Annotated in this window: 22 protein-coding genes; 7 read left to right on the plus strand and 15 right to left on the minus strand. The window is 64.2% G+C overall.

Features of this window, described 5'->3' with window-relative positions:
- Positions 1 to 6 precede the first annotated feature (6 nt).
- From IH615_RS04620 to IH615_RS04635, 4 genes are all read right to left on the minus strand, one after another.
- Complete coding sequence (locus IH615_RS04620; RefSeq protein ID WP_291360201.1) at positions 7 to 741, minus strand: ABC transporter permease subunit; 735 nt, start codon at positions 739 to 741, stop codon at positions 7 to 9.
- Positions 741 to 1,553 carry an ABC transporter permease subunit gene (locus tag IH615_RS04625; protein WP_291360203.1) on the minus strand — a complete coding sequence of 271 codons (813 nt, stop codon included), beginning with the start codon at positions 1,551 to 1,553 and terminating at the stop codon, positions 741 to 743. Before IH615_RS04625 ends, IH615_RS04620 begins: the two co-directional genes overlap by 1 nt.
- A gap of 185 nt (positions 1,554 to 1,738) precedes the next feature.
- Positions 1,739 to 2,491 (minus strand): transporter substrate-binding domain-containing protein, encoded by a 753-nt coding sequence (locus tag IH615_RS04630; RefSeq protein ID WP_291360204.1) that lies wholly within the window; start codon positions 2,489 to 2,491, stop codon positions 1,739 to 1,741.
- A 66-nt stretch (positions 2,492 to 2,557) separates the two neighbouring features.
- Complete coding sequence (locus IH615_RS04635) at positions 2,558 to 3,355, minus strand: amino acid ABC transporter ATP-binding protein (protein WP_291360205.1); 798 nt, start codon at positions 3,353 to 3,355, stop codon at positions 2,558 to 2,560.
- Positions 3,356 to 3,564: 209 nt separating this feature from the next.
- Here IH615_RS04635 and IH615_RS04640 point away from each other — a divergent pair, with 209 nt between their 5' ends.
- Complete coding sequence (locus IH615_RS04640) at positions 3,565 to 4,365, plus strand: YdcF family protein (protein WP_291360206.1); 801 nt, start codon at positions 3,565 to 3,567, stop codon at positions 4,363 to 4,365.
- Here IH615_RS04640 and IH615_RS04645 read toward each other — a convergent pair.
- From IH615_RS04645 to IH615_RS04655, 3 genes are all read right to left on the minus strand, one after another.
- Positions 4,350 to 5,243 (minus strand): sensor histidine kinase, encoded by an 894-nt coding sequence (locus tag IH615_RS04645; RefSeq protein ID WP_291360207.1) that lies wholly within the window; start codon positions 5,241 to 5,243, stop codon positions 4,350 to 4,352. The two genes, IH615_RS04640 and IH615_RS04645, sit on opposite strands and share 16 nt — an antisense overlap.
- A gap of 175 nt (positions 5,244 to 5,418) precedes the next feature.
- On the minus strand, positions 5,419 to 5,583 hold the full coding sequence (locus IH615_RS04650) for a DUF1328 domain-containing protein (RefSeq protein ID WP_291360209.1): 165 nt from the start codon (positions 5,581 to 5,583) through the stop codon (positions 5,419 to 5,421).
- A gap of 114 nt (positions 5,584 to 5,697) precedes the next feature.
- Positions 5,698 to 6,492, minus strand: a complete 795-nt coding sequence (locus IH615_RS04655) for a response regulator (RefSeq protein ID WP_291360211.1) — start codon at positions 6,490 to 6,492, stop codon at positions 5,698 to 5,700.
- A 164-nt stretch (positions 6,493 to 6,656) separates the two neighbouring features.
- On the opposite strand from IH615_RS04655, the gene IH615_RS04660 reads away from it, so the two are divergent.
- Positions 6,657 to 6,875, plus strand: coding sequence for a NepR family anti-sigma factor (locus IH615_RS04660; RefSeq protein WP_291360253.1), 219 nt, complete (start codon positions 6,657 to 6,659; stop codon positions 6,873 to 6,875).
- A complete protein-coding gene (locus IH615_RS04665; RefSeq protein WP_291360212.1) occupies positions 6,853 to 7,434 on the plus strand; it encodes an RNA polymerase sigma factor in 582 nt (193 codons plus the stop codon). Before IH615_RS04660 ends, IH615_RS04665 begins: the two co-directional genes overlap by 23 nt.
- Here IH615_RS04665 and IH615_RS04670 read toward each other — a convergent pair.
- Positions 7,431 to 7,799, minus strand: a complete 369-nt coding sequence (locus IH615_RS04670; protein ID WP_291360214.1) for a hypothetical protein — start codon at positions 7,797 to 7,799, stop codon at positions 7,431 to 7,433. The two genes, IH615_RS04665 and IH615_RS04670, sit on opposite strands and share 4 nt — an antisense overlap.
- Positions 7,800 to 7,900: 101 nt before the next feature.
- Between IH615_RS04670 and IH615_RS04675 the strand changes: the two genes are divergently transcribed.
- The 4 genes from IH615_RS04675 (at position 7,901) to IH615_RS04690 (ending at position 12,753) form a co-directional block, all read left to right on the plus strand.
- Entirely contained in the window at positions 7,901 to 8,689 is a 789-nt protein-coding gene (locus IH615_RS04675) for a Crp/Fnr family transcriptional regulator (RefSeq protein ID WP_291360216.1), read from the plus strand.
- A 139-nt stretch (positions 8,690 to 8,828) separates the two neighbouring features.
- Positions 8,829 to 10,199, plus strand: a complete 1,371-nt coding sequence (locus IH615_RS04680; RefSeq protein WP_291360218.1) for a CHASE3 domain-containing protein — start codon at positions 8,829 to 8,831, stop codon at positions 10,197 to 10,199.
- A gap of 15 nt (positions 10,200 to 10,214) precedes the next feature.
- Positions 10,215 to 11,177: a diacylglycerol kinase family protein gene (locus IH615_RS04685; protein ID WP_291360220.1), complete on the plus strand. Its 963-nt coding sequence runs from the start codon at positions 10,215 to 10,217 to the stop codon at positions 11,175 to 11,177.
- A gap of 109 nt (positions 11,178 to 11,286) precedes the next feature.
- Complete coding sequence (locus IH615_RS04690) at positions 11,287 to 12,753, plus strand: HWE histidine kinase domain-containing protein (RefSeq protein WP_291360221.1); 1,467 nt, start codon at positions 11,287 to 11,289, stop codon at positions 12,751 to 12,753.
- A gap of 6 nt (positions 12,754 to 12,759) precedes the next feature.
- On the opposite strand, the gene IH615_RS04695 is transcribed toward IH615_RS04690, so the two are convergent.
- From IH615_RS04695 to IH615_RS04725, 7 genes are all read right to left on the minus strand, one after another.
- Positions 12,760 to 13,197 carry a hypothetical protein gene (locus tag IH615_RS04695; protein WP_291360222.1) on the minus strand — a complete coding sequence of 146 codons (438 nt, stop codon included), beginning with the start codon at positions 13,195 to 13,197 and terminating at the stop codon, positions 12,760 to 12,762.
- Between the two features lie 2 nt (positions 13,198 to 13,199).
- Positions 13,200 to 13,586: a DNA gyrase subunit B gene (locus tag IH615_RS04700; RefSeq protein ID WP_291360223.1), complete on the minus strand. Its 387-nt coding sequence runs from the start codon at positions 13,584 to 13,586 to the stop codon at positions 13,200 to 13,202.
- Positions 13,587 to 13,786: 200 nt separating this feature from the next.
- Positions 13,787 to 13,945 (minus strand): DUF3309 family protein, encoded by a 159-nt coding sequence (locus IH615_RS04705; RefSeq protein WP_291360225.1) that lies wholly within the window; start codon positions 13,943 to 13,945, stop codon positions 13,787 to 13,789.
- A 45-nt stretch (positions 13,946 to 13,990) separates the two neighbouring features.
- The gene (locus IH615_RS04710; RefSeq protein WP_291360227.1) at positions 13,991 to 14,155 is read right to left on the minus strand and encodes a hypothetical protein; all 165 of its coding nucleotides are present in this window, start codon (positions 14,153 to 14,155) and stop codon (positions 13,991 to 13,993) included.
- Positions 14,156 to 14,254: 99 nt separating this feature from the next.
- A complete protein-coding gene (locus IH615_RS04715) occupies positions 14,255 to 15,133 on the minus strand; it encodes a transglutaminase family protein (RefSeq protein WP_291360228.1) in 879 nt (292 codons plus the stop codon).
- Between the two features lie 39 nt (positions 15,134 to 15,172).
- Positions 15,173 to 17,584, minus strand: a complete 2,412-nt coding sequence (locus IH615_RS04720; protein WP_291360230.1) for a circularly permuted type 2 ATP-grasp protein — start codon at positions 17,582 to 17,584, stop codon at positions 15,173 to 15,175.
- A 3-nt stretch (positions 17,585 to 17,587) separates the two neighbouring features.
- Positions 17,588 to 20,938 (minus strand): transglutaminase family protein, encoded by a 3,351-nt coding sequence (locus IH615_RS04725; protein WP_291360231.1) that lies wholly within the window; start codon positions 20,936 to 20,938, stop codon positions 17,588 to 17,590.
- Between the last annotated feature and the right edge of the window lie 47 nt (positions 20,939 to 20,985).

A 20,985-nucleotide genomic window follows, 5' to 3' on the forward strand; every position in this document is an offset into this window, starting at 1 on the left:
TGTTCCTCAGCGCAGCCATTTGGGGGCGAAGCGCATGCCCGGCGCGGCTGGCATGTGACGCATCAGGCGTCGATAGACCAGACCGAACAGGAAGAAAACCACCAGCGAGACGGCGAGGAACCACAGCGCCGCGACCGAGAAATGCAGGAAGGCATTGTAGTCGCGCTCGAACAGGTCCTTGGCCGTGATCATCAGGTCCCGCTGGTTGCCGATGACGGGCAGGGCGAAATAGACGATGGCCGTGGCGTGGAACAGGAACACGACCTCATTGGTATAGGCGGGCCAGGCCAGGCGGATGAGATTGGGCCAGACCACGTGGCGGAACTGCTGCGCCCTGGACATGCCGTAGGCACGGGCGGCCTCCACCTCGCCGCGCGGCACGGCACGCAGCGCGCCATAGAAGATTTCGGCGGTGTAGGCGCCGGTGTTGAGGGTCAGCACCAGCGGGCCGATGAACAGCGGGTGCAGCACGAACCAGGAAATGCCCCATGGCTTCCACACGGCGACGTTGAACGACAAAGCCAGCGAATAGAGCATGAAGAACTGGATGAAGAGCGGCGACCCGCGGAAGGCGTAGATATAGCCGCGGCTGAGCCTTGATATCAGCGGATTGGGCGATGCCTTGCCCAGCGCCAGGGCCACTGCGAAGACGAAGCCGAGCGGAATGGAGGCGGCGGCGAAATAGACGTTGAACACGGCCGCGGGCGCGAAGAGGGCGATTTCCTGGAGCAGGCGATCCATCAGTGGCGCACCTCGCTCAGGATGCCACGGCCGGCGCGGCGCATGATGGCCTCGAAGACCCGCTCGGACAGCAGTGTCACGAGGATGTAGAAGACAAACAGGACCAGATAGTAGCGCCAGCGCCAATCGTCATGCACGAGACCCACCGTGGGCAGGAAATTGGGGGCGCCAAGCCGGTCGGCCCACAGCACGATATCGGCGATCTGCAGCAGCGAGAGCAGCGATGTCGCCTTGATGATCAGCATCCAGACATTGGAGAGGCCGGGCAGGGCATAGACCCACATCTGGCGGATATGGATGCGCCACAGGAGCTGGCTCGCCGACATGCCATAGGCGCGGGCGGCCTCCAATTGCCCCTTGGGCACCGAGCGCAGCGCGCCGTGGATGACATTGGTGGCGAAAGCGCCATAGACCAGGCCCAGCGAGACCGAGGCGAGGACGAGGTATTCGGGCGTGCCGAGGAACCAGTTGGCTTCCTTGCAGGGCGGCCAGGCAGCCGACTGCGCAGCGAGCATCTCTGGCGTGCAGACCTGGCCGGCGATGAACCACTCGACCGCCTGCTCGAAGGCCAGCGGGAAGAACAGGAAGAACAGCACATCGGGCACGCCGCGCACGATCGAGGAATAGACCGTGCCGATCAGGCGCAGCGGCAGGAACCGCGAATTCTTGAGGGTGGCGCCGAGCAGGCCGAAAATGACGGCCAGGGTGCCGCCAAAGACGGCGGCAAAGATGGTGAACTGGAAGCTCGCATACCAGGTGAGATGCTTGCCATTGGTGATGTAGCTCAGCCAGAAGGCCAGGTCTTCGCTCATGGAGTCCAGCCGCTGGATATCCTTCTCCCCTTACGGGAGAAGGTGCCCCGAAGGGGCGGATGAGGGGGTGGGGTAGAACCGTCCGATTGCATATGCAGTGCCGATCCCCTCACCCGTCTTGCGCTAGGCGCGATCTCCCCGCTCCCGCCAGGGGAGAGGGGAGACCGAGCGTGTGAAGGCTTGGCTTACTCAGCGAAATACGGCCCGCGGCCTTCGAACCACTGCGCGATCAGCTTGTCGACGGTGCCGTCCTTCTTGAGAGCCGTCAGGGCGTCATCGAACTTGGTCTTGAGTTCGGCTTCGTCCTTGCGCAGGCCCGCGCCGACGCCATTGCCGATCATCACGTCTTCGCCGACGAATTCGAGGGCGCCGCTGGACGCGGCGACCACGGGCTCGAGATAGGCGCCATCGGCCAGGATGGTGTCGAGGTTGCCGCCTGCCAGGTCGGCCATGGCCTGGTCGGCAGTGCCGAAGGAGACCACGGTGTTGGTCGCGCCGAGATTTTCCTCGGCATAGGCGGCCTGGATGGTGCCGCCCTGAACGCCGACCCGCTTGCCTTCGAGGGCCGACGGGTCAATGCCGGCGCCGGCAGCGGCGACGAACTTGGACGGATCGGGCGGGAAGTAGTTCTGGGTGAAGTCGATGGTTTCGAGACGCTCGTCGGTGATCGACATGCCGGCCATGATCACGTCGTAGTTGCCCGCGAGCAGGTTGGGGATGATCGAGTCCCAGTCATTGGTGATCACTTCGCAGGTAAGGCCGGCCTGGGCGCAGATGGCGGCCGCCAGGTCGATCTCGAAGCCAGCGGGCTCGCCCGCATCGTTGAGGAAGTTCCAGGGCGCATAGGCGCCTTCGGTAGCGATGCGCACGGTTTCCTGTGCCTGGGTCGCGGCGCCGAGGGCCAGGGTGGCCACTGCCGCGAGGATGAGCTTCTTCATCTGTTTCTCCGTTCGTTGTTCTTGTCGTTGCGCCCGTTTCCCGGGACTTGATCCAGCGTCGCCCGCCTATTGGTGGCTGGCGGCGTTTAGGAATTGCTTGAGGCGGGCCGATTTGGTGGCGCCGAAAACCTGCTCGGGCGGGCCTTCTTCCTCGATCATGCCCTGATGCAGGAAGATGACGCGGTCGCTGACCGAGCGGGCGAAATCCATGTCATGGGTCACCAGCACCATGGTCCGGCCCTCGTCGGCGAGAATCTTGATGACGCGCAGCACCTCCACCTCGAGTTCCGGGTCTAGCGCCGAGGTGGGTTCGTCAAACAGCATGACGCGCGGATTGATGCAGAGGGCGCGGGCAATGGCCGCGCGCTGCTGCTGGCCACCCGACAGCTGGGCGGGATAGGCGTCGGCCTTTTCGCGGATGCCGACCTTGGCCAGCATGGCGAGCGCCTCCTGCTGCACCTCGCCGCGGTCGCGCTTCTGCACGATGAGCGGCGCCTCCATGACGTTTTCGAGAATGGTCAGGTGGGCCCACAGGTTGAAGCTCTGGAACACCATGCCCAGTTCGGAGCGGATGCGGCGGATCTGGTTTTCGTCGCCGATCTGGCGGTGGGGCGCGGTGCCGCGCAGCTTGATCTCCTCGCCGTCGATGGCGACGGTGCCGCTATCGGGCACTTCGAGCATGTTGATGCAGCGCAGCAGGGTGGACTTGCCCGAGCCCGAAGACCCGATCAGCGACACCACCTCGCCTTCGCTGGCGGAGAAGGAAATGCCCTTGAGCACTTCCAGCTGGCCGAAAGATTTGTGCAAGTCGCGGATTGCCACGACAGGCCACTTTTCCGCGCTGGCGGCAGCAGCTTGCGCCATATTCACCCTTTGCCCGCCGAGGCGGGCGCCTTCCTGATCGGGGACTGCCCTTTTTTGAGGCTGGCAATCCTTACCGCCGTCAAGAAAAGCAAAAGCTGGGGAGATAGCAAGCGGAAAGAAACTCCGAGTGGCTTGCGTTCCCAGCTTCTGTGGTGCGCCAGCCGTAATTGGCTGCGCTATGGTGCGCAGTGCAAAAGGGTGTCAAGTCGATGTTCTTCATAGTCTCCAAGGTCTTCTGGGTGCTGGTGCAGCCGGTCAGCCTGACGTTCCTGCTGTGCCTGTTCGGTTGGGTTCTGGTCGCTTTCGGTCGCAGGCGGCTCGGGCTCTTGGCGGGCGCACTGGCGCTCCTGATCCTTGGGGTGAGCGCCTTCACAACGGCAGGGGTCATGGCGATCCGGCCGCTTGAGGAGCGTTTCGCGCGACCGGCCACCATGCCCCGGGACGTGTCCACGATCATCATGCTGGGTGGGGCGACATCCGGCCGTGTCAGCACCAGGCGGCAGGTCGCCGAGTTAACCGAGGCGGGCGATCGGCTGACCGAGACGCTGCGTCTGGCGCAGCTTTACCCACAGGCACGTATCGTGCTGAGCGGCGGTTCTGGCCTGATGGTCGACGATGGCGAGTCCGAGGCCTTGACGGCACGGCGGTTCTTCATCGGTCTGGGGGTCGAGCCCTCGCGGCTGGTGCTGGAGGGGGAGTCGCGCAACACCGACGAGAATGCCGAAAATACGCTAGCCATGCTGGGCGAGGTGACGGGCAATGTGATGCTGGTGACATCGGCATTCCACATGCCCCGGTCCGTCGGCATCTTCCGCACGTCCGGCCTTGAGGTTATCGCCTGGCCTACCGACTATCGGAGCACGGGCGCGGAATCCTTCGGCCTTGACGTGGTCAATCCGGCGGTGAACGTGGTGACGACCAGCGTGGCGATGAAGGAGTGGATCGGGCTGGCGGTCTACCACTGGACCGGGCGGATCGACGAGCTGCTGCCCGCTCAGCTCTCGAACTGATCAGCAGGCACGTTCAGCCGGTAGCGGACGCCATCGGCCTCGACGCGGAAATCGGCGGTACCACCGACCGAGAGCGGCACGATGCGCTCGAGGACCAGCGTGCCGAAGTGCGGCTCGTGCTGGACGGGGGCGACGTCAATGCCCGTCTCCTGCCATTCGATGACGAGGTGTGGGGGTTGATCGGGCGGGTGAACCACGCGCGCGTCGATCCAGACTTGCCCGGGCTGCCCATCGGCCAGCGCGCCATGGCGGATCGCGTTGGCGCCCAGTTCATGAATGGCGAGGCCGATATGCAGCGACGCATTGGGACCCAGCAGGGGATTTTGACCGGTGACACGAACGTGGGGAAGGATGGCGTGGCCGACCCGCGTGAGCTGCGAGGTTATCAGCGACTGCAGATAGGTACCGCGCCAATTGCTCTCGGTCACCAGATCCTGCGTGCTGGACAGCGCGTGGAGCCGGCCGCGGAACCGGTCCAGAAAGTCCTTGATGCTGCCGCTGTGGTGCGCGGTCTGCATGGCAACGGACTGCACGATGGCCAACAGGTTCTTGGAGCGATGGCTGACCTCGCGCAACAGCGTTGCCACGGCAATTTCCCGCGCGCGCTCCTCGGTCCGGTCGGTGACGACTGTGGTGACACCCAGTTCGTCCGACACCATCCTTGCCTCGAAATAGTGGCGGCGAAGACCTTCGCCAATTTCGAACTCGATGATTTGGTCGTCGGTGGTAGTGCGTGCCCGATCAAAGGCTTCCGCGAAGGCAAAGGCGGTTTCGGCAGGCAGGAAATCAGCCTCGGTGCCGCCGATCACCGCCTGCCCGGACCATGCCGCAGGCAGGTTCTCCGCCATGTCGAAACGGTGGTCCGGCCCCTGGTGCAAGATGCAAATTCCCTGCGCGCGCAAGCCTGCGGACAAGGCGCCCAACCTCATCTGCGTCTGCGGATCAAGCGGGGAGGGGGGCATAAGGGAAAGCCTTGGAAGCTGCCGGGAAACAAAACGGCCCCGCTGTGGAGCGAGGCCGCATCAAATGGCTGGCCGGGCTGCACCGAGAGGGTCAGGCACGCCGGAAGAAGCCGATGACCAGCGAGATGACCAAGAAGGCCAGGAACAGGAAGAACAGAATCTGGGCGATGCCGGCCGAGGCGCCAGCGATGCCGCTGAAGCCGAGAACGCCCGCGATAAGCGCGATAACGAGGAAGACGAGTGCGTAGTAGAGCATGTCACTCTCCTAATCGAAGTTATTGGTCTTACAACGGTTCTCGCGTTGGGGGGTTCCTGATGGGCAACAAAAAAGGCCGGGTGTTCCCGGCCTTGTTGGTCGAGCGGAGAGCCGTCAGGCCGCAGCACGCGAGCCTTCGTCAAAGAACAGCGCCTGGCTGATCAGCGCCTTCACCATGTCGGGATTGAACGGCTTGGTGACGAGGAAGGTCGGCTCTGGCCGTTCGCCGGTCAAAAGGCGTTCCGGGAAGGCGGTGATGAAGATCACCGGCACGGAATGGCTGTTGAGGATATCGTTGACCGCGTCGATACCCGAACTGCCATCGGCGAGCTGGATATCGGCCAGGATCATGCGCGGCTGGGTCTGGGCAAACAGGTTGACCGCTTCCTTATGCGTGCGCGCGACGCTCACCACCTTGTGGCCGAGGCTCTCGACGAGCTGCTCGATATCCATGGCGATCAAGGGCTCATCCTCGATGATCATGATTTCGGTGGCGACCTGGCGGGAAATTTCGATCGAGGCTTCCTCGAGCAGCGAGTTGAACTCGGCCTCGGAGACGGAGAGAATTTCGGCAGCCTGTCCATGGGTGAAGCCTTCCACGGCGACCAGCAGGAAAGCCTGTCGTGGACGTGGCGCCAGGTTGGCAAGGTTGGTGGCCGCGCGCTTCTCCCACGCAAAGGTGGAGGTGGGGTGGGGCACGTTCACCGCCGATGTCGAGAACAGCGCCGAAAACAGCTTGTAGAGCGCTATGCGATCGTTGGACGCCTCGGGGAACAGCGAGATATCGGCGATGAGAGCTTCAAGGGTCGCCGCAACATAGGCATCGCCTGAGGTTTGCGACCCGGTTACAGCACGGGAAAACCGCCGCAGATACGGCAGGTGCGGAGCAATCCGCGTGGACAAAGTCATTAAGTGAACTCCCAGTGACGCTTACGGCTCGTGGTTGACACGAAACCAGAAAACGTGACTTCCCCGAACAAAGTTCCGAGCCGCCCGGAACTTTTTTTGCCATGATGCATTGTTGGCCAAACGCGGGCAATTTCAACCATATCTGACGGTCTAGACACGGCATGATGAAGGAAAAACTGGTGACCCAGCAACGTATGCGGACGCAGGCGGGGCGGGCAGAAGATGGGCTGGGTCCCAATACGGACATCGGTGCACGGCTGCGCGCCCTCTATGGAGCAGTGCAGGAAGAGGGGGTTCCTGACCAACTGCTCGATCTGCTCGAACGGCTCGATAGTGCCGAACAGGCGCAGCGGACTAAGAATGCTGCTCGTGACGGAGAATAGCGCGGTGGCCGCTGAACCGACTTCATTCAAGCGCGAAATGCTGGCAACCTTGCCGAGCCTGCGCGCCTTTGCCGTGTCGCTGACAGGCAAGCACGACAAGGCGGATGATCTCGTGCAGGATACAGTGATGAAGGCCTGGGCAAAACAGTCCAGCTTCGAGATGGGCACCAATATCAAGGCCTGGCTCTTCACCATCCTGCGCAACGAGTTCTACAGCCAGATGCGCAAGCGCGGCCGCGAGGTGCAGGACAGCGACGGTGCCTTTACCGAGCGCCTTTCGGTCCATCCGGCCCAGTATGGCTCGATGGACATGCAGGATTTCAAGAAGGCCCTGGCGCAGTTGCCGGATGACCAGCGCGAAGCGGTGATCCTGATCGGCGCTTCCGGCTTTTCTTATGAGGAAGCCGCGGAGATCTGCGATTGCGCGGTTGGCACGATGAAGAGCCGGGTGAGCCGTGCGCGAACGCGGCTGCAGGACATCCTCAAGATAACAGGCGAAGCCGATTACGGCCCGGACGCGGTCTCGGCCCAGGTCACCACCAGCAATCATTCGTTCTAGCGGCGAGCGGCCAGCGCCTGTCGAACGGCGCTGGCCATCGCATCCTCCGGTATCGGCTTGGGGAGGACAGTGAGGTCCGGAAAAGCACCGGGTCCATGACCCACGGTCACGTCGGCTGTGGTGAGGACAGTGGGTACGCTGGCCTTCCGGAGCTGGTCCACCAGTTGCAGTGCTGCGGCATCGCGACTGCGAATCTCGACGACGGCAATGCCGATCTCGGGCCAATAGGTCTGCAGGGTCTGCGCCTCCGCAGCCGTGCCGGCAAACAGTGTTTTGCCGACGCCGAGCGCTTCGAGCATGCGCTGGATATCGAGCGCGATCAGGAATTCTTCCTCGACCACGAGGGCCGTCTGGCCGTTGAGCATGTCTGGTTCCGTCCTCTGGAACTTTTCAGTGAGCCAGCGCGCGCGCAGCTGTCATTTAAGTTTGACATGTCCGGGAACGGCAGGCGGCTCCGTCGCGTTGGATGCAGACATCCATCCAGCGTCAATGGTGCCGTTTGAGTCTCGTTCTCCCCAGTTCCGGACGCAGGGTGCCCTGCGAGCAGTGTCCGCTCCGTGCCCTGCCCAGCTTTCGAGAATTCGAGGCGCAGGAGTTGAGTTTCGTTTCCTCGTTCAAGACCGGCGAACTGGTCGCGGAGGCGGGCACGACGCTGCTGTCGGAGGGGAGCCATAGCGCTCATCTTTATACCGTGCTCTCAGGCTGGGCCTTCCGGTACAAGACGCTGCCGGACGGGCGCCGGCAGATCCTCAACTATATGTTGCCCGGGGACCTTGTGGGCCTGCAGGGATCGGTCATCGGCGAGATGCAGCATTCGGTGGAGGCCCTGTCGCCCCTCGTGCTATGCGTGTTTCAACGCAATCGGCTCAGTGAATTATTCCGCAATCATCCGGGGCTCGGCTTCGACATCACCTGGCTTGCCGCGCAGGAAGAACGCATGCTCGACGATCACCTGCTGAGCCTGGGCCGGCGTACCGCCATCGAACGGGCGGCGTACCTGATCGCGTTCCTCTATCAAAGGGCTGCCTCGGTTGGCTTGGCCGGATCGCGCAGCCTTTATGTGCCTATCACCCAGATGCATGTTGCCGATACGCTGGGGCTTTCCATCGTTCACACCAACAAGACACTGCGCAAGCTGGCCGACCAGGCGCTGATCCGCTGGCTCGACCGGTCCTGCGAAATTCTCGACGTGCCCGGGTTGATGGCGGTGGCCGGCTGGGACGGGCTGCCCGCGCGCCGACGGCCCCTCATATGATCCGCCCAGCAGCCTCAAATCCGCCATCGCCCTGGGTCATGGGGGTGCGGCAATCGATCTGCCCCGCGCCGCTGGTATTATCCGAATGAATATGGTGGGCATTGCGAGCGGATTGGGCAACCAGGAGCAGGGAACGGTAGTGAAGCGTCACCTTGGCCAGCGACTGGTCGTTTTTGTGTCGCTGGCACTGGTGATGCTGGCGGCCGTGGCCGCCCTGGTGCTGGTGCGGGGCATCGACCGGCAGATCAGCGACGTGATTCACACGCATGAGGTGCGCAACCATGCGCGGGAGCTCACTATCGCGCTCAGCGAGGCCGAGAGTGCACAGCGGGGCTACCTGCTGACGCAGGATCAGAGCTATCTCGAACCCTATCAGGGCGCCGCGGCGGCGATCGAGATGCGGCTGCTGTCGCTGACCGCTCTCACCAGCGGCGACGCCGAACAGGCGGCGCGGGTGCGCAGCATTTCCAGCGAGATTGTCACCAAGACGGCTGAAATGGCTCGGACGGTCGCCTTGGTGCAGGAGCAGCGCGGCGCCGAGGCTCGGGTCCTCATCGAGACGGGGATGGGCGAGCGGCTGATGGACAATCTGCGGCTGGCACTGGAGCAGTTCATTGGTGAAGAGAACCAGAAGCTGTTCGACCGCAACCGGGAGATCGACCAGTCGCGACGCCTGCTGGTTGGCGCCATCATCACCGCATTGGCCGGCGCGGTGCTGCTGGCCTATATGCTGATTTCCCGGACGCAGCGGCAAGTCAGCGCCCTGGCGGAGAGCAAGGATCGCCTGTTGACCGAAAACGAGGTCCTCGAAGCCCATGTGCTGGATCGGACCCATGCCCTGCAGGAGGCGCGCGAGCATGCCGAGCGGGAGCGGCAGCGGGTGGAGGCGCTGTTGCAGGACGCCAATCACCGCATCGGCAATTCGCTGGCAACCGTATCGTCACTGCTCGGCCTGCAACTGCTGCGCAGCAAATCGGACGAGGTGCGCGCGGCGCTGGAAGCGGCACGGTCGCGCGTGCATGCCATCGCCTCGGCACATCGCCGGTTGCGCCTGGGCGGCGATTTCGAAACCGCCAGCGCCGACGAGTTCCTCGACGCCGTGCTGGAAGATATCGCGGCCACGGCCGGCGACTCGAAAAACATCCGGCTAGCGGGGGATTTCGACCCCATCGTCGTTGGTGCACGCGATGCAACGACGCTGGGAATTCTCGTGGGAGAACTGGTGACCAATGCGGTCAAGCATGCCTTTCCGGGCGGACGTAACGGCACGATCACCGTGACGCTCAAGCGCGACGAGGCCGGCGTGCCCACGCTGCGGGTGCTGGACGATGGCGTGGGCATATCAGGCGAACACCTGCCCGGCGAGGGCGGGCTGGGATCGGTCATCGTCAGGCAATTGGCAACCCAGTTTGGTGGCGAACCGCATTATGAACGGCGGTCGGGCGGCGGCCTGAGCGTCAGCGTGTCGCTGCCCGGCATTGAGGGCGCACGCTCGCCCGAAGGGCACTGACCAGGAGACCGCTTCTTGCGCATTATTGCCGTTCTCAACCGCGATGGCGGGACGCTGCGGACCATGGATCTGGAGGCGTTCTGTGCCACTGCCATAGCGATCTTTGCCCGGCACGGACATGAACTCGACTGCCGGATCGTCCCGGGTCACGAGGTGAATGCAGCGATCCGCAAGGCAGCGACCACCAGCGGGGTCGATGCCGTCCTGGCAGGGGGCGGCGATGGCACCATTTCGACCGCTGCGGGGATTGCCTACGAAACCGGCATACCGCTGGCTGTGCTGCCGGTGGGGACGATGAACCTGTTTGCGCGGGCCCTCAAGGTGCCGCTGGTGCTCGACGAAGCCCTCGAGGCCATCGCGGCCGGCGAGATCGGCGCGGTGGACATTGCGACGGCCAACGGACGTCCCTTCGTGCATCAGTTCGGCGTGGGCGTCCATGCTCGCCTGGTACGCATTCGTGAGCATATGACCTATGGCAGTCGTGTCGGCAAGATGCTGGCAAGCCTGAGGGCAATTGGCGCCGCGGCGATCAATCCGCCACAGTTCGACGCCGAATTCCACACTGGCACGGGTATTGAGACCAGGCGGGTGTCGGGGATTGCGGTGTCCAACAATCCGCTCGGCGAAGGGCAGATCCATGCCGAACGGCTCGATGGGGGTATGCTGGGGGTCTATGTCGCAGCGTCGCTCTCGACATCGGCCCTGCTGAAGCTGGTGGCCGATGTGTTCATGGGGACCTGGCGGGCCAGTCCGGCCGTTACCGAGAAGGAGGTCACCGAGGTGACCCTGCGCTTTCCCAGGCGCAAACGTGGAGCGCATGCCGTGATCGACGGCGAACTGATCAAGCTGGATCGCTCGGTGACACTCAAGATCCATCCGGGGGCGCTCAAGGTGCTGAGGCCGAAGCCTGCACTTCTGCCGCAGGGGCACATAGAAAATCTGGAACCAACCCGTTCCCGCGGCGTTGCGAGTGATTAGCCGGGGAGCTTTGGCTGTTGCAGGTTATATTGGGTTAGCGTCAGGACGGAACGTGAAAGACAAAGGGGCCCACCTTCCGGACGAGGTTCGGCGGGTCGTGGATGATCCAGTGCGCTTGCACGCGCTGGCGGCGCTGGACGTGCTCGATAGCAGTCCCGACGCCGATTTCGAGCGGTTGAGCCGGACCGCTGCCTTTACATTCAAGGCCGACATTGCGCTGGTGACGCTCATCGACAAGGAGCGGCAGTGGTTTCGTGCGTGCTTCGGCATCGACAATATGACCGAGGCGCTGACCGAAACCTCGTTTTGCGCGCATGCCATCGCCCTGCCGCATGATGAGGACACGCTGGTGGTGCTCGACGCCACCAGGGACGACCGTTTCAAGCACAATCCGCTGGTGACCGGATGGCCGGGGATTCGCTTCTATGCCGGCGCGGCGATTGTCGTGGGCGGCCAGAAGGTGGGCTCGCTCTGTGTCATCGGCACGCAGCCGCGGTCGGCGCTGGAACCGGGGCTGGTCGAGCAGCTGGTCAACCTGGCCGGCCTGACATCGACCCTGTTCTCCCTCAAGGACGAAGCGCGGGTGCGGGCGCGCACTGCGGCCGCCCTGGTCAGGGAGGAATGGCGCCACGCGCTGACCCTGGAGGCCGGCAAGGTCGGGAGCTGGGTCTGGGACGTGCGGACGGGCGAAGTCGCCTGCAATGACATGTTCCGGCGGATGTATGGACTGGCCGAGGGCGAGACCATACGCGCCCAGGATGTGCTTGATGCAACCCACCCCCTGGACCGGCAGATGGTCGAATCGGGCATCGAGGCCAGCTTCCGCGGTGGAATGGACTATAGCGCCGAAGCGCGCATCGCGGCGACGGGCCGCTGGCTCACCATGCGGGGCCGGGTCTATCAGCGCGATGCCGAGGGCAAGCCGCTGGTGATGATGGGCGTCAGCATCGACATTACCGAGAGCAAGCAGAGCGCCGATCACACGCGTCTGCTGCTGCGCGAGCTCAATCATCGGGTGAAGAATACGCTGGCCATGATCCAGTCGGTGGCGCGGCAGACCATTCGCCAGAACCCCGATCCCAAGGACTTCATCGAGGCCTTTTCGGGTCGCCTCCGCACGATTTCGGATGCGCATGTGCTGCTGGCAGATCGCGACTGGTCCGGGGTGCAACTGTATGAAGTGATCGCTTCCCAGCTTGGACCCAGCTTCCGCGCCGACCCCGACCGGGCTGAGGTGCGCGGGGAGGATGTGACGCTGCCGGCCGATCACGCCCTGGGGCTGGGGCTGATCCTGCATGAGTTGACGACCAATGCGCACCACCATGGCGCCTGGTCGAGCGAAGCGGGCACGGTCAGCATAGACTGGGAAATCAAGCGGAGGCCGACGCGCGGACTGTCACTGACCTGGCGGGAAAGCGGCGGGCCGAAAGTATCGAGGCCCGCCGAATTTGGCCTGGGCGCGCGGCTGATCGAGCGGAGCCTGGCAAAGGTGCTGGACAGCGAGGTGGCGCTCAACTTCGAGCCCGACGGGGTGGTCGCCCATGTCTGGATGCCGCTGCCGGCAGAGGACGCCTAGCCGGGGCTAGTCGTCCTTGGTGTCACCGGTCTTTCGCACCAGCAGATAAGCGGCGAGAGCCGCGGCCGGCAGGGCGAGAGCCCGGCCGAGCGGCGATTTCAGCACGGCCGGCAAAGCCGTCAGGGCCGCGGTGGTGACAAAGGCGCTGGTCTCGGTGGACCGGCGCTTGGCGGCCACTTTGCGGCGATGGCGGCCTTCGGAAATGCGCGAGCCGAGATAGACGGCCAGTGCAAGCACCAGGAACAGTGCAGCGCAGATCAGCGCAGCATAGATGGCGCCATAGAGTTCGGCCAGGGCAAGGAAGCCGGCGACCACGAGAAAGACGACACCGACCAGCCCCATGCCAATCATCACCGCATTGAGGATGATGGTGTTGCGGAGCCGTTCGGTGATCGCTTCGACCTCGATGCCGAGCAGGGCGGCAAGCGGAACGAGCAGATGCATGACTAGTGCCGGGACAGCAGCGCGAGAATGAAGCCGATACCCACTGCGCTCGCCACTGCGGTGAGGGGCTTTTCGCGGATCGTGTCCTTGAGCTGCTTTTCGAGCGCGCTGGCCTGGTCCTGCACGTCTTCCACCACATGCTCGGCCTGGCGCTGCAGGTGATGGGCCTCGCTCTTGGCGACGGCCTTGACCTCGTTGACCTTGTCATTGCTCAGGCGCGCCAGCGTGGCGGCGATCGCCTTGAGGTCGTTCTGCAGCTGGGAAATCTGGTCCTCGAGCTGGGCTTCACGGACCTTGGCGCTGGCGCGGCTGGCCCGTGCTGCGGGGGAACTGCCGGCAGCGCGTGTGGAAGTGGTGCGGCCGGGTGCAAGGTCGGGTGTGTCAGCCATTTGACGCTCCTGTGATGGTTGATGCTCAACGTACGGAAAAGTCTGAGGTTCCCGCAACCAGTAAAGAAGACACCCCGATGCACGATGAGTGCATCGGGGTGACAGGGGGCGGGTGAAAGGGGGGCAGCTTTCGACCCGCGGGCGCATCTCACTGAGTGAGAACCAGAGAACTGGCCGCGCCTTTTATGGTTACTGGATGGCTAGATCCGTCCCATCAGGACGAGGATGAGGACGACGATCAGCACGACACCCAGGATGCCGGAGGGAAAGTAGCCGAAGCCACGCGAATAGCCCCAATTGGGCAGTGCGCCAATCAGCAGCAGGATGAGGATGATGACGAGGATGGTTCCCAGACCCATGGTCGGTCTCCTTGGTTATTGTTCTTGTGACGCTTTGGTGCCGGCCTAGAGGATTGCCAACATCAGGGCGGCGGCGGCGATCAAGATGAACAGCGCAGGTGCCAGGGCTTTGAAGACGTCGGCATAGTGGGTTTGCCCATCATAGCCTTCGGTCCACACCATCGAGGTGCGTCCGGCGTTCTCAAGTGCCTTGATTTCCATGTGGGTCATGCCGGCCTCCGCCTCAAGCAATGCGCATCATCGCGCCTGCCCAATGAACGGGGCGGCATCGGCTTTGGTTCCGTGGCGACAATTGAAACAATTGAAACGCTATTCGACCCGCAGCACGTCCACCGATTGCCTGGTCTCATGCGAGCCATGGGTCTTGAGCACGCCGACAATGGGCGAGATATCTGCATAGTCACGGCCATGACCGATGGAGATATGATCGGGGCCGGCAATCATGGCGTTGGTGGGGTCGAATTCGACCCAGCCGATATGCTGACCGCACCAGGCGCGGACCCAGGCATGCATGGCGTCGGCACCCTCGAGCCTGGGCTTGCCCTTTGGCGGATTGGTGCGCAGGAAGCCCGAGACATAGCCGGCCGGAATGCCGAGGCCGCGCAGGCCCGATATCATGATATGGGCGAAGTCCTGGCAGACGCCCTTGCGCAAGGCGAAGGCCTCGGCGGGGTTGGTTTGGACGTCTGTTGCCTTGGGGTCGTAGATGAAGTCGCGGTGAATGGCCATGCACAGGCCGTTGGCCGCAGCCATGACTGAGGGGGCATCGGCCGTGACCCGCTCGGCATATTCGGTGATGGCGGGGACCAGTTGCACCCGCGGCGAGGCGGCCAGGAAATGCTGGGGGCTGTCCGACGCGACCGACCAGTAGCGCGCGATTTCCTGCCGCAGGCCCTGGCGCGACGGGGAGAGATCGGCCGGCGGGTGCAGGTCTTCCACCTGCACCCGGGCGGTCAGGCGAATGGCGAGGTGATCGTGTGGGGTGAGGTAGGTGAGCGTCGTCACCGAGTTGCCGAAGAAATCGGTGAAGGTGCTCTCGCGCTGGGGACGCGGCTCGAACGACAGCCCCGCAGCGATGACGCGCTGGACGCCGGTAATGGTGGTCGGGGCCACACGGATGAGGTGGCGGCCGCCATGGACGGTGGCGTCATAGTCGTAATGCAGTTCCAGCCGAATATCGTAGAGCATTACCGAAATCTCAGGGCTGTTGCCGACACCGCGGGTTTCCTAAACAAAATAGGCCGCGGCGACGAGACCGGCCAGGATGCCGATATCGGCCGCCAGCTTGTCGAGACGGGCCGGTGTCATGTCGGCCGGGTTTGCGACGCGCAGCTCGGTCTCGATCTGCAAGGCCGCCTTGGCCGAGGCCGACAGCTGGCCGTCTTCGACGCCACCTGGCAGCATTTCGATCTGGGCGCGCAATTCGATGAGCTGGAAAATGACCGAGCGCGGATTGAGCGGGTCGAGGGCCAGCAGGTCGACCGCGCTCTGCGTACCGGCGCTCACCGAATAGCGCCGGCGGTGGGACATGACGCTGTCGGCGATCTCGAGCAGCATTTCGAGCGAGCCGTCGGGCGCATTCCTGTCGGTGAGATGGCTGACGATGCGGGCAATCTGGATGGCGCGTTCGAGGCGGCGGCCCAGTTCGAGGAAGCGCCAGCCGGCGAAGCGATACATGTTTTCATGCACAAGGCCGGAAAAGCCCGCCAGCTTGCGCAGCAGCACCGTCATGGCGCGGGTGGCGTCGTCGCCCGGCTTGATGCGGGTGGCGAAGCGCTGGGCCGTCTTTTGCAGATCGTTGAGCGCCAGCCAACCATCGGGGGAGAAGCGGTCGCGGATCTGGCCGGCACTGTGGACGGCGCTGTCGATGGAGGCGAGCAGGCCCTGGGGCATGGCCTCGGCAGCATCGACATCGATACTGTCGAGGAAGGTGGCGCAGTGGGTCAGGATCGGCAGATCGGCCTTGCTGAGCTCGGCGAGGCGCGCATTGTAGGCGCGCAGGATACGCACGGTGGCTTCGCAGCGCTCGGCATAGCGGCCCAGCCAGATGAGGTTGTCGGCGGCCCGGCTGGGCAGGCTGCCGGGCGAGTTGCGTACGAGCTTCTGGCCATCCTGCGGCAGCAGCGACACGCGCTCGACCGGCTTGGACGACAGCACCCAGACGTCGGCCGCCTGGCCGCCGCGCTGCATGGCGATGGCCGAAGCATCGAGCGTCGAGCCAACGCGGGCGAAGCCGCCGGGCATGATGGTCCAGCCGTCGGCCGTGCGGGCGGCATAGACGCGCAGGGTGATCGGGCGGGGCTGCAGCCGGCCATCGGCATAAACGGGCGCGGTCGAGAGCTGCACCGGCTCCTGCCCGACATAGTCGGCGCCATTGGCGCGGATGCGCTCGATCAGGGCGGCTTTCTGCTCTGGCGGGATGGTGGAGCCGAGGGCCGTGCCGCGCAGGTCGTCAAACGGCAGGGTGGTGGCGAAGGCCGGCCCGATCAGCAGATTGTCGAAATTGTCGATGACATGCCGCTGCTCCTTGGGCTGGCCGCACCACCAGGTGGCGATTTCGGGCAGCAGCAGGTCCTGGCCGAGCAGTTTCTTGGACAAGCGGGGCATGAAGGCGGCCAGTGCCCGGGTTTCGAGCAGGCCGGTGCCGAGCGCATTGATCATCGAGATCGAGCCGTTGCGCAGGGCTTCCACCATGCCGGGCGTGCCGATGCGGCTATCGTAGCGCAGTTCGAGCGGATCGACGAAGCTGGCATCGACGCGGCGCCAGAGCACGCTCACCGGCTTGGGGCCGGCGACGGTGCGCACCATCACCTTGCCATCCTCGACGATCAGGTCCTCGCCTTCGAGCAGCATCAGGCCGAGATAGCGGGCGATATAGGCGTGTTCGAAATAGGTCTCGTTGAGCTGACCCGGCGTGAGAATGCCGACGCGGCCGCCGTCGCGCCGGGCATCGGCGAACAGGGTGTCGCGGAAGCTGCGGAAGAAGCCGGCCAGGCGGTGGACGTTCATTTCCGCATAGATGTCGGAGAGCGCGCGGGTGGTGGCGACACGGTTTTCCAGCGCGAAGCCCGCGCCGGACGGCGCCTGGGCCCGGTCGCCCAGCACCCACCAGGCCCCATCGGGGCCGCGGCCAAGCTCGAAGGCGCAGAAATGCAGGTGATGGCCGCTGACGGGCTTGACGCCCACCATCGGGCGGAGAAATTCGCCATTGCGCGCGACCAGCTCGGGTGGCAGCAGGCCCTGCTGCACCAGGCGGTTGTCGCCATAGACGTCGGCGACGACGGTTTCGAGCAGTTCGGCGCGTTGGATGAGGCCGGCGCTGATGCGCGACCAGTCGGCCTCGCCGATCAGCAGCGGCACATGGGCTAGCGGCCAATCACGCTCCTTGCCCTCGGCGCCGTCATACTTGCGGTAGAACACCCCGGCATCGCGCAGATATTGATCGGCACGCTCGAAGCGGGCGGCCAGCTCGACAGGCCCCAGCCGGTCGAAGGCAGACATGAGCTCTGCCCAGCCGGGACGGATGTTACCATCAGGGTCGATCATTTCGTCGGGGACGCCCGGCTGCAGGCGGTAATCAGCGATGATGCTGGGTCCCGCCGGTGGTTTGTCCCGAGTCTTTTGATTCCGCGAGGTCATCGGCTACCAGAAGCGCGGCGGGCGGCGCAGGTCAAGCGTCAGCGGGAATTCGTCCGCAGGCTTTTCCGGGCGCAGGGCATAGCCGCCGGCCGTGTAATGCTGCGGCAGGAAGCGAGCGAGACGCCGGGCTTCGGCCTCGTTGCCATTGACCGGGAAGGTGTCATAGCTGCGGCCGCCGGGATGGGCGACATGATAGACGCAGCCCCCAACCGGGCGCTGGGTCCAGGTGTCGTAGATGTCAAAGACCAGCGGCGTATTGACTGGCAGGACAGGGTGCAGGCCCGATGCGGGTTGCCAGGCCTTGTAGCGGACGCCGGCAACGGCCGTGCCCGCCTGGTCGGTGGTGCGCAGGGGCACGGGGCGCTGGTTGCAGGTGACGGCATAGCGCTCGGGATTGATGCCTTCGAGCTTGACCTGCAGGCGCTCGACCGAAGAGTCGACAAAGCGGACCGTGCCGCCGATGGCGCCCTGTTCGCCCATGACATGCCAGGGTTCAAGCGCCTGGCGCAGTTCGAGGTGGACGCCCTCGTATTCGACCTCGCCGCAGAAGGGGAAGCGGAATTCGAGCTGGGCGGCGAACCAGGCCGGATCGAGCTTGAAGCCGTGGCGATCGAGGTCGGCAAGGACATCGAGGAAGTCCTGCCAGACATAATGGGGCAGCATGAAGCGGTCATGCAACGTGGTGCCCCAGCGGGCAAAGCTGCCATCGGCAGGGTTAGTCCAGTAACGGGCAATGAGGGCGCGGATCAGTACCTGCTGGGCCAGCGACATGCGGGCATTGGGCGGCATCTCGAAGCCGCGGAATTCGACGAGGCCAAGCCGGCCGGTGGGGCCATCGGGCGAATAGAGCTTGTCGATGCAGATTTCCGAGCGGTGAGTATTTCCGGTGACGTCGACCAGGAGGTTGCGGAACAGGCGGTCGACTAGCCAGGGCAGCGGCGGTGGTTCGCCCGAAGCGGGATGGGGCACCTGCGCCATGGCGATTTCGAGTTCGTAGAGGCTGTCGTGGCGCGCCTCGTCGAAGCGCGGCGCCTGGCTGGTGGGGCCAATGAACAGGCCCGAGAACAGGTAGCTCATCGCCGGGTGGCGCTGCCAATGCAGCACCAGCGACTTGAGCAGGTCGGGCCGGCGCAGGAAGGGGCTGTCGCCTGGCGTGGCGCCGCCGACCACCACATGGTTGCCGCCGCCCGTGCCGGTATGGCGGCCGTCGATCATGAACTTGTCGGCGCCCAGGCGGGAGAGGCGGGCCTCCTCATAGATGGCCGTGGTGGTGGCGACGCAATCGTCCCAGCTGGAAGCGGGGTGGATATTGACCTCGATGACGCCAGGATCGGGGGCCACGCGGATGACGTTGAGGCGCGGATCGTGCGGCGGGCCATAGCCCTCCAGATGCACCGGCTGGCCGATCTCTTTGGCGGCCGCTTCGGTGGCGGCGACGAGTTCGAGGTAATCCTCCAGCTTCTCGACGGGCGGCAGGAAGACGCAGAGCCTGTGGTCACGGATTTCGGCGGTGACGGCCGTGCGTACCTGGCCCTCGATCTCGCTGATGACCTGCTCGGTAATGTCCTGTTGCTCGGTCGCGGCGGTGAAGTCGGTGGTGGCCTGGGCACGTGGATCGGCTTCGAGGCCGGTCTTCTGGCGGGCGAGGATTTCGACCGGGTCGGGCAGGGGGCCGCGCGGGGCGCCGGGGTCCTGGGCCACGACATGGGGGTATTCGGTGGCCTTGAGGTGCTTGAGCGAACTCAGCGGCAGGCGATAGCCGGCCGGGCTGTCGCCGGGGGCCAGGAACAGCTTGCCGCGGCGGGTCTTCCACTTTTCGGTGAGCCAGGGGCTCGACGCCGCAGCGTTCCAGCGCTGCACCGGGAGCACATAGCCGGTGGGATTGGTCAGGCCGCGCTCGAACACCTTGGCGATACGCGAGCGGGCTTCGGGATCGGCCAGTTCGGAATTGGCCGGATCGACATTGGCGGGAAGGTTGGCCTCCTTGAGCAGCCATTCGCCCGGGTCTTCATAGGCTTCGGCGATGGTTTCGCCGGTGAGGCCAAGCTTGTGCGAGAAAACCTCAAGAAATCTGCGGGCATGCTCGTGGGTTGCCGAGGTCTTGACGCCTTCACGGGCGATCAGCTTCTCGTCGCTCCAGACCGGCTTGCCGTCGAGGCGCCAATAAAGCGAGAAGGTCCAGCGTGGCAGGGTTTCACCGGGATACCACTTGCCCTGGCCATAATGCAGCATGCCATTGGGCGCAAAACGCTCGCGCAGGCGGCGGATCAGGTCATCGGCCAAAGCGCGTTTGGTTGGGCCGACGGCGCCGGTATTCCACTCGTCGGCCTCGAAATCATCAATGGAAACAAAGGTCGGCTCGCCGCCCATGGTGAGGCGAACATCGTTGCCCACCAGGACCTTGTCGACCTGCTTGCCCAAGGCGTTGAGTTCGTCCCAGCTCTGGTCGGAGAAGGGCTTGGTGATGCGCGGATGCTCGGCGACGCGGGTGACGCGCATGTCGAAGGCGAAATCGACCTCGGCATAGGAGGCAAAGCCCGAGATCGGCGCGGCATTGCGGTAATGGGGCGTCGCCGCCAGCGGCACGTGGCTTTCGCCAGTGAGGAGGCCCGAGGTGGGGTCGAGGCCGACCCAGCCGGCGCCGGGGAGATAGACTTCGCACCAGGCGTGCAGGTCGGTGAAATCATGATCGGTGCCGGCAGGGCCGTCCAGCGACACCAAATCTGGTTTAAGCTGAATGAGATAGCCGGAGACGAAGCGCGCGGCAAAGCCGAGATTGCGCAGGGTCTGGACCAGCAGCCAGCTGGAATCGCGGCAGCTGCCCTTGGCATTGCCCAGGGTTTCCTCGGGCGTCCAGACGCCGGTTTCCATGCGCACGATATAGGCGATGTGCTGCTGGATGGAGGCGTTGATGGCGGTGACGAAATTCACCGTATTCATCGGCGTCTTGTCGATGCCGTCGAGGAATTTCTGCAGCAGCGGCCCAACGGGCTCGGGCTGCATGTAGATGGAGAGATCGGCGCGGATGTCTTCGGGATATTGGAACGGCCAGGTCTCGGCGCTCTCCTCGACGAAGAAGTCGAAGGGATTATAGACCGTCATGTCGGCGACGAGATCGACCTCGATCTTGAGTTCGGTCACTGGCTCGGGAAAGACGAAGCGCGTCAGGAAATTGCCATATGGGTCCTGCTGCACATTGACGAAGTGCAGCGACGGCGAAACCTTGAGCGAATAGCTCAGCACCTTGGTCTTGGAATGCGGCGCCGGTTGCAGCCGGATGATCTGGGGCTGGAGGACAACCGGACGATCATACTTGTAGTGCGTCAGGTGATAGACGGCGGCTTTGATCGACATGCGTTCAGGTCGCTCGCTTCAGGCCACGAATTTGACTTCCCGATGAA

Origin of the sequence: Devosia sp. (assembly GCF_014860165.1) — a bacterium.
Lineage (GTDB): Bacteria > Pseudomonadota > Alphaproteobacteria > Rhizobiales > Devosiaceae > Devosia.

Coding starts and splice junctions, on each gene's coding strand:
- IH615_RS04620 (WP_291360201.1), bottom strand. CDS start 741: ATGGATCGCCTGCTCCAGGAAATCGCCCTCTTCGCGCCCGCGGCCGTG.
- IH615_RS04625 (WP_291360203.1), bottom strand. CDS start 1,553: ATGAGCGAAGACCTGGCCTTCTGGCTGAGCTACATCACCAATGGCAAG.
- IH615_RS04630 (WP_291360204.1), bottom strand. CDS start 2,491: ATGAAGAAGCTCATCCTCGCGGCAGTGGCCACCCTGGCCCTCGGCGCC.
- IH615_RS04635 (WP_291360205.1), bottom strand. CDS start 3,355: ATGGCGCAAGCTGCTGCCGCCAGCGCGGAAAAGTGGCCTGTCGTGGCA.
- IH615_RS04640 (WP_291360206.1), top strand. CDS start 3,565: ATGTTCTTCATAGTCTCCAAGGTCTTCTGGGTGCTGGTGCAGCCGGTC.
- IH615_RS04650 (WP_291360209.1), bottom strand. CDS start 5,583: ATGCTCTACTACGCACTCGTCTTCCTCGTTATCGCGCTTATCGCGGGC.
- IH615_RS04655 (WP_291360211.1), bottom strand. CDS start 6,492: ATGACTTTGTCCACGCGGATTGCTCCGCACCTGCCGTATCTGCGGCGG.
- IH615_RS04660 (WP_291360253.1), top strand. CDS start 6,657: ATGAAGGAAAAACTGGTGACCCAGCAACGTATGCGGACGCAGGCGGGG.
- IH615_RS04665 (WP_291360212.1), top strand. CDS start 6,853: ATGCTGCTCGTGACGGAGAATAGCGCGGTGGCCGCTGAACCGACTTCA.
- IH615_RS04670 (WP_291360214.1), bottom strand. CDS start 7,799: ATGCTCAACGGCCAGACGGCCCTCGTGGTCGAGGAAGAATTCCTGATC.
- IH615_RS04675 (WP_291360216.1), top strand. CDS start 7,901: ATGCAGACATCCATCCAGCGTCAATGGTGCCGTTTGAGTCTCGTTCTC.
- IH615_RS04695 (WP_291360222.1), bottom strand. CDS start 13,197: ATGCATCTGCTCGTTCCGCTTGCCGCCCTGCTCGGCATCGAGGTCGAA.
- IH615_RS04700 (WP_291360223.1), bottom strand. CDS start 13,586: ATGGCTGACACACCCGACCTTGCACCCGGCCGCACCACTTCCACACGC.
- IH615_RS04705 (WP_291360225.1), bottom strand. CDS start 13,945: ATGGGTCTGGGAACCATCCTCGTCATCATCCTCATCCTGCTGCTGATT.
- IH615_RS04710 (WP_291360227.1), bottom strand. CDS start 14,155: ATGACCCACATGGAAATCAAGGCACTTGAGAACGCCGGACGCACCTCG.
- IH615_RS04715 (WP_291360228.1), bottom strand. CDS start 15,133: ATGCTCTACGATATTCGGCTGGAACTGCATTACGACTATGACGCCACC.
- IH615_RS04720 (WP_291360230.1), bottom strand. CDS start 17,584: ATGACCTCGCGGAATCAAAAGACTCGGGACAAACCACCGGCGGGACCC.
- IH615_RS04725 (WP_291360231.1), bottom strand. CDS start 20,938: ATGTCGATCAAAGCCGCCGTCTATCACCTGACGCACTACAAGTATGAT.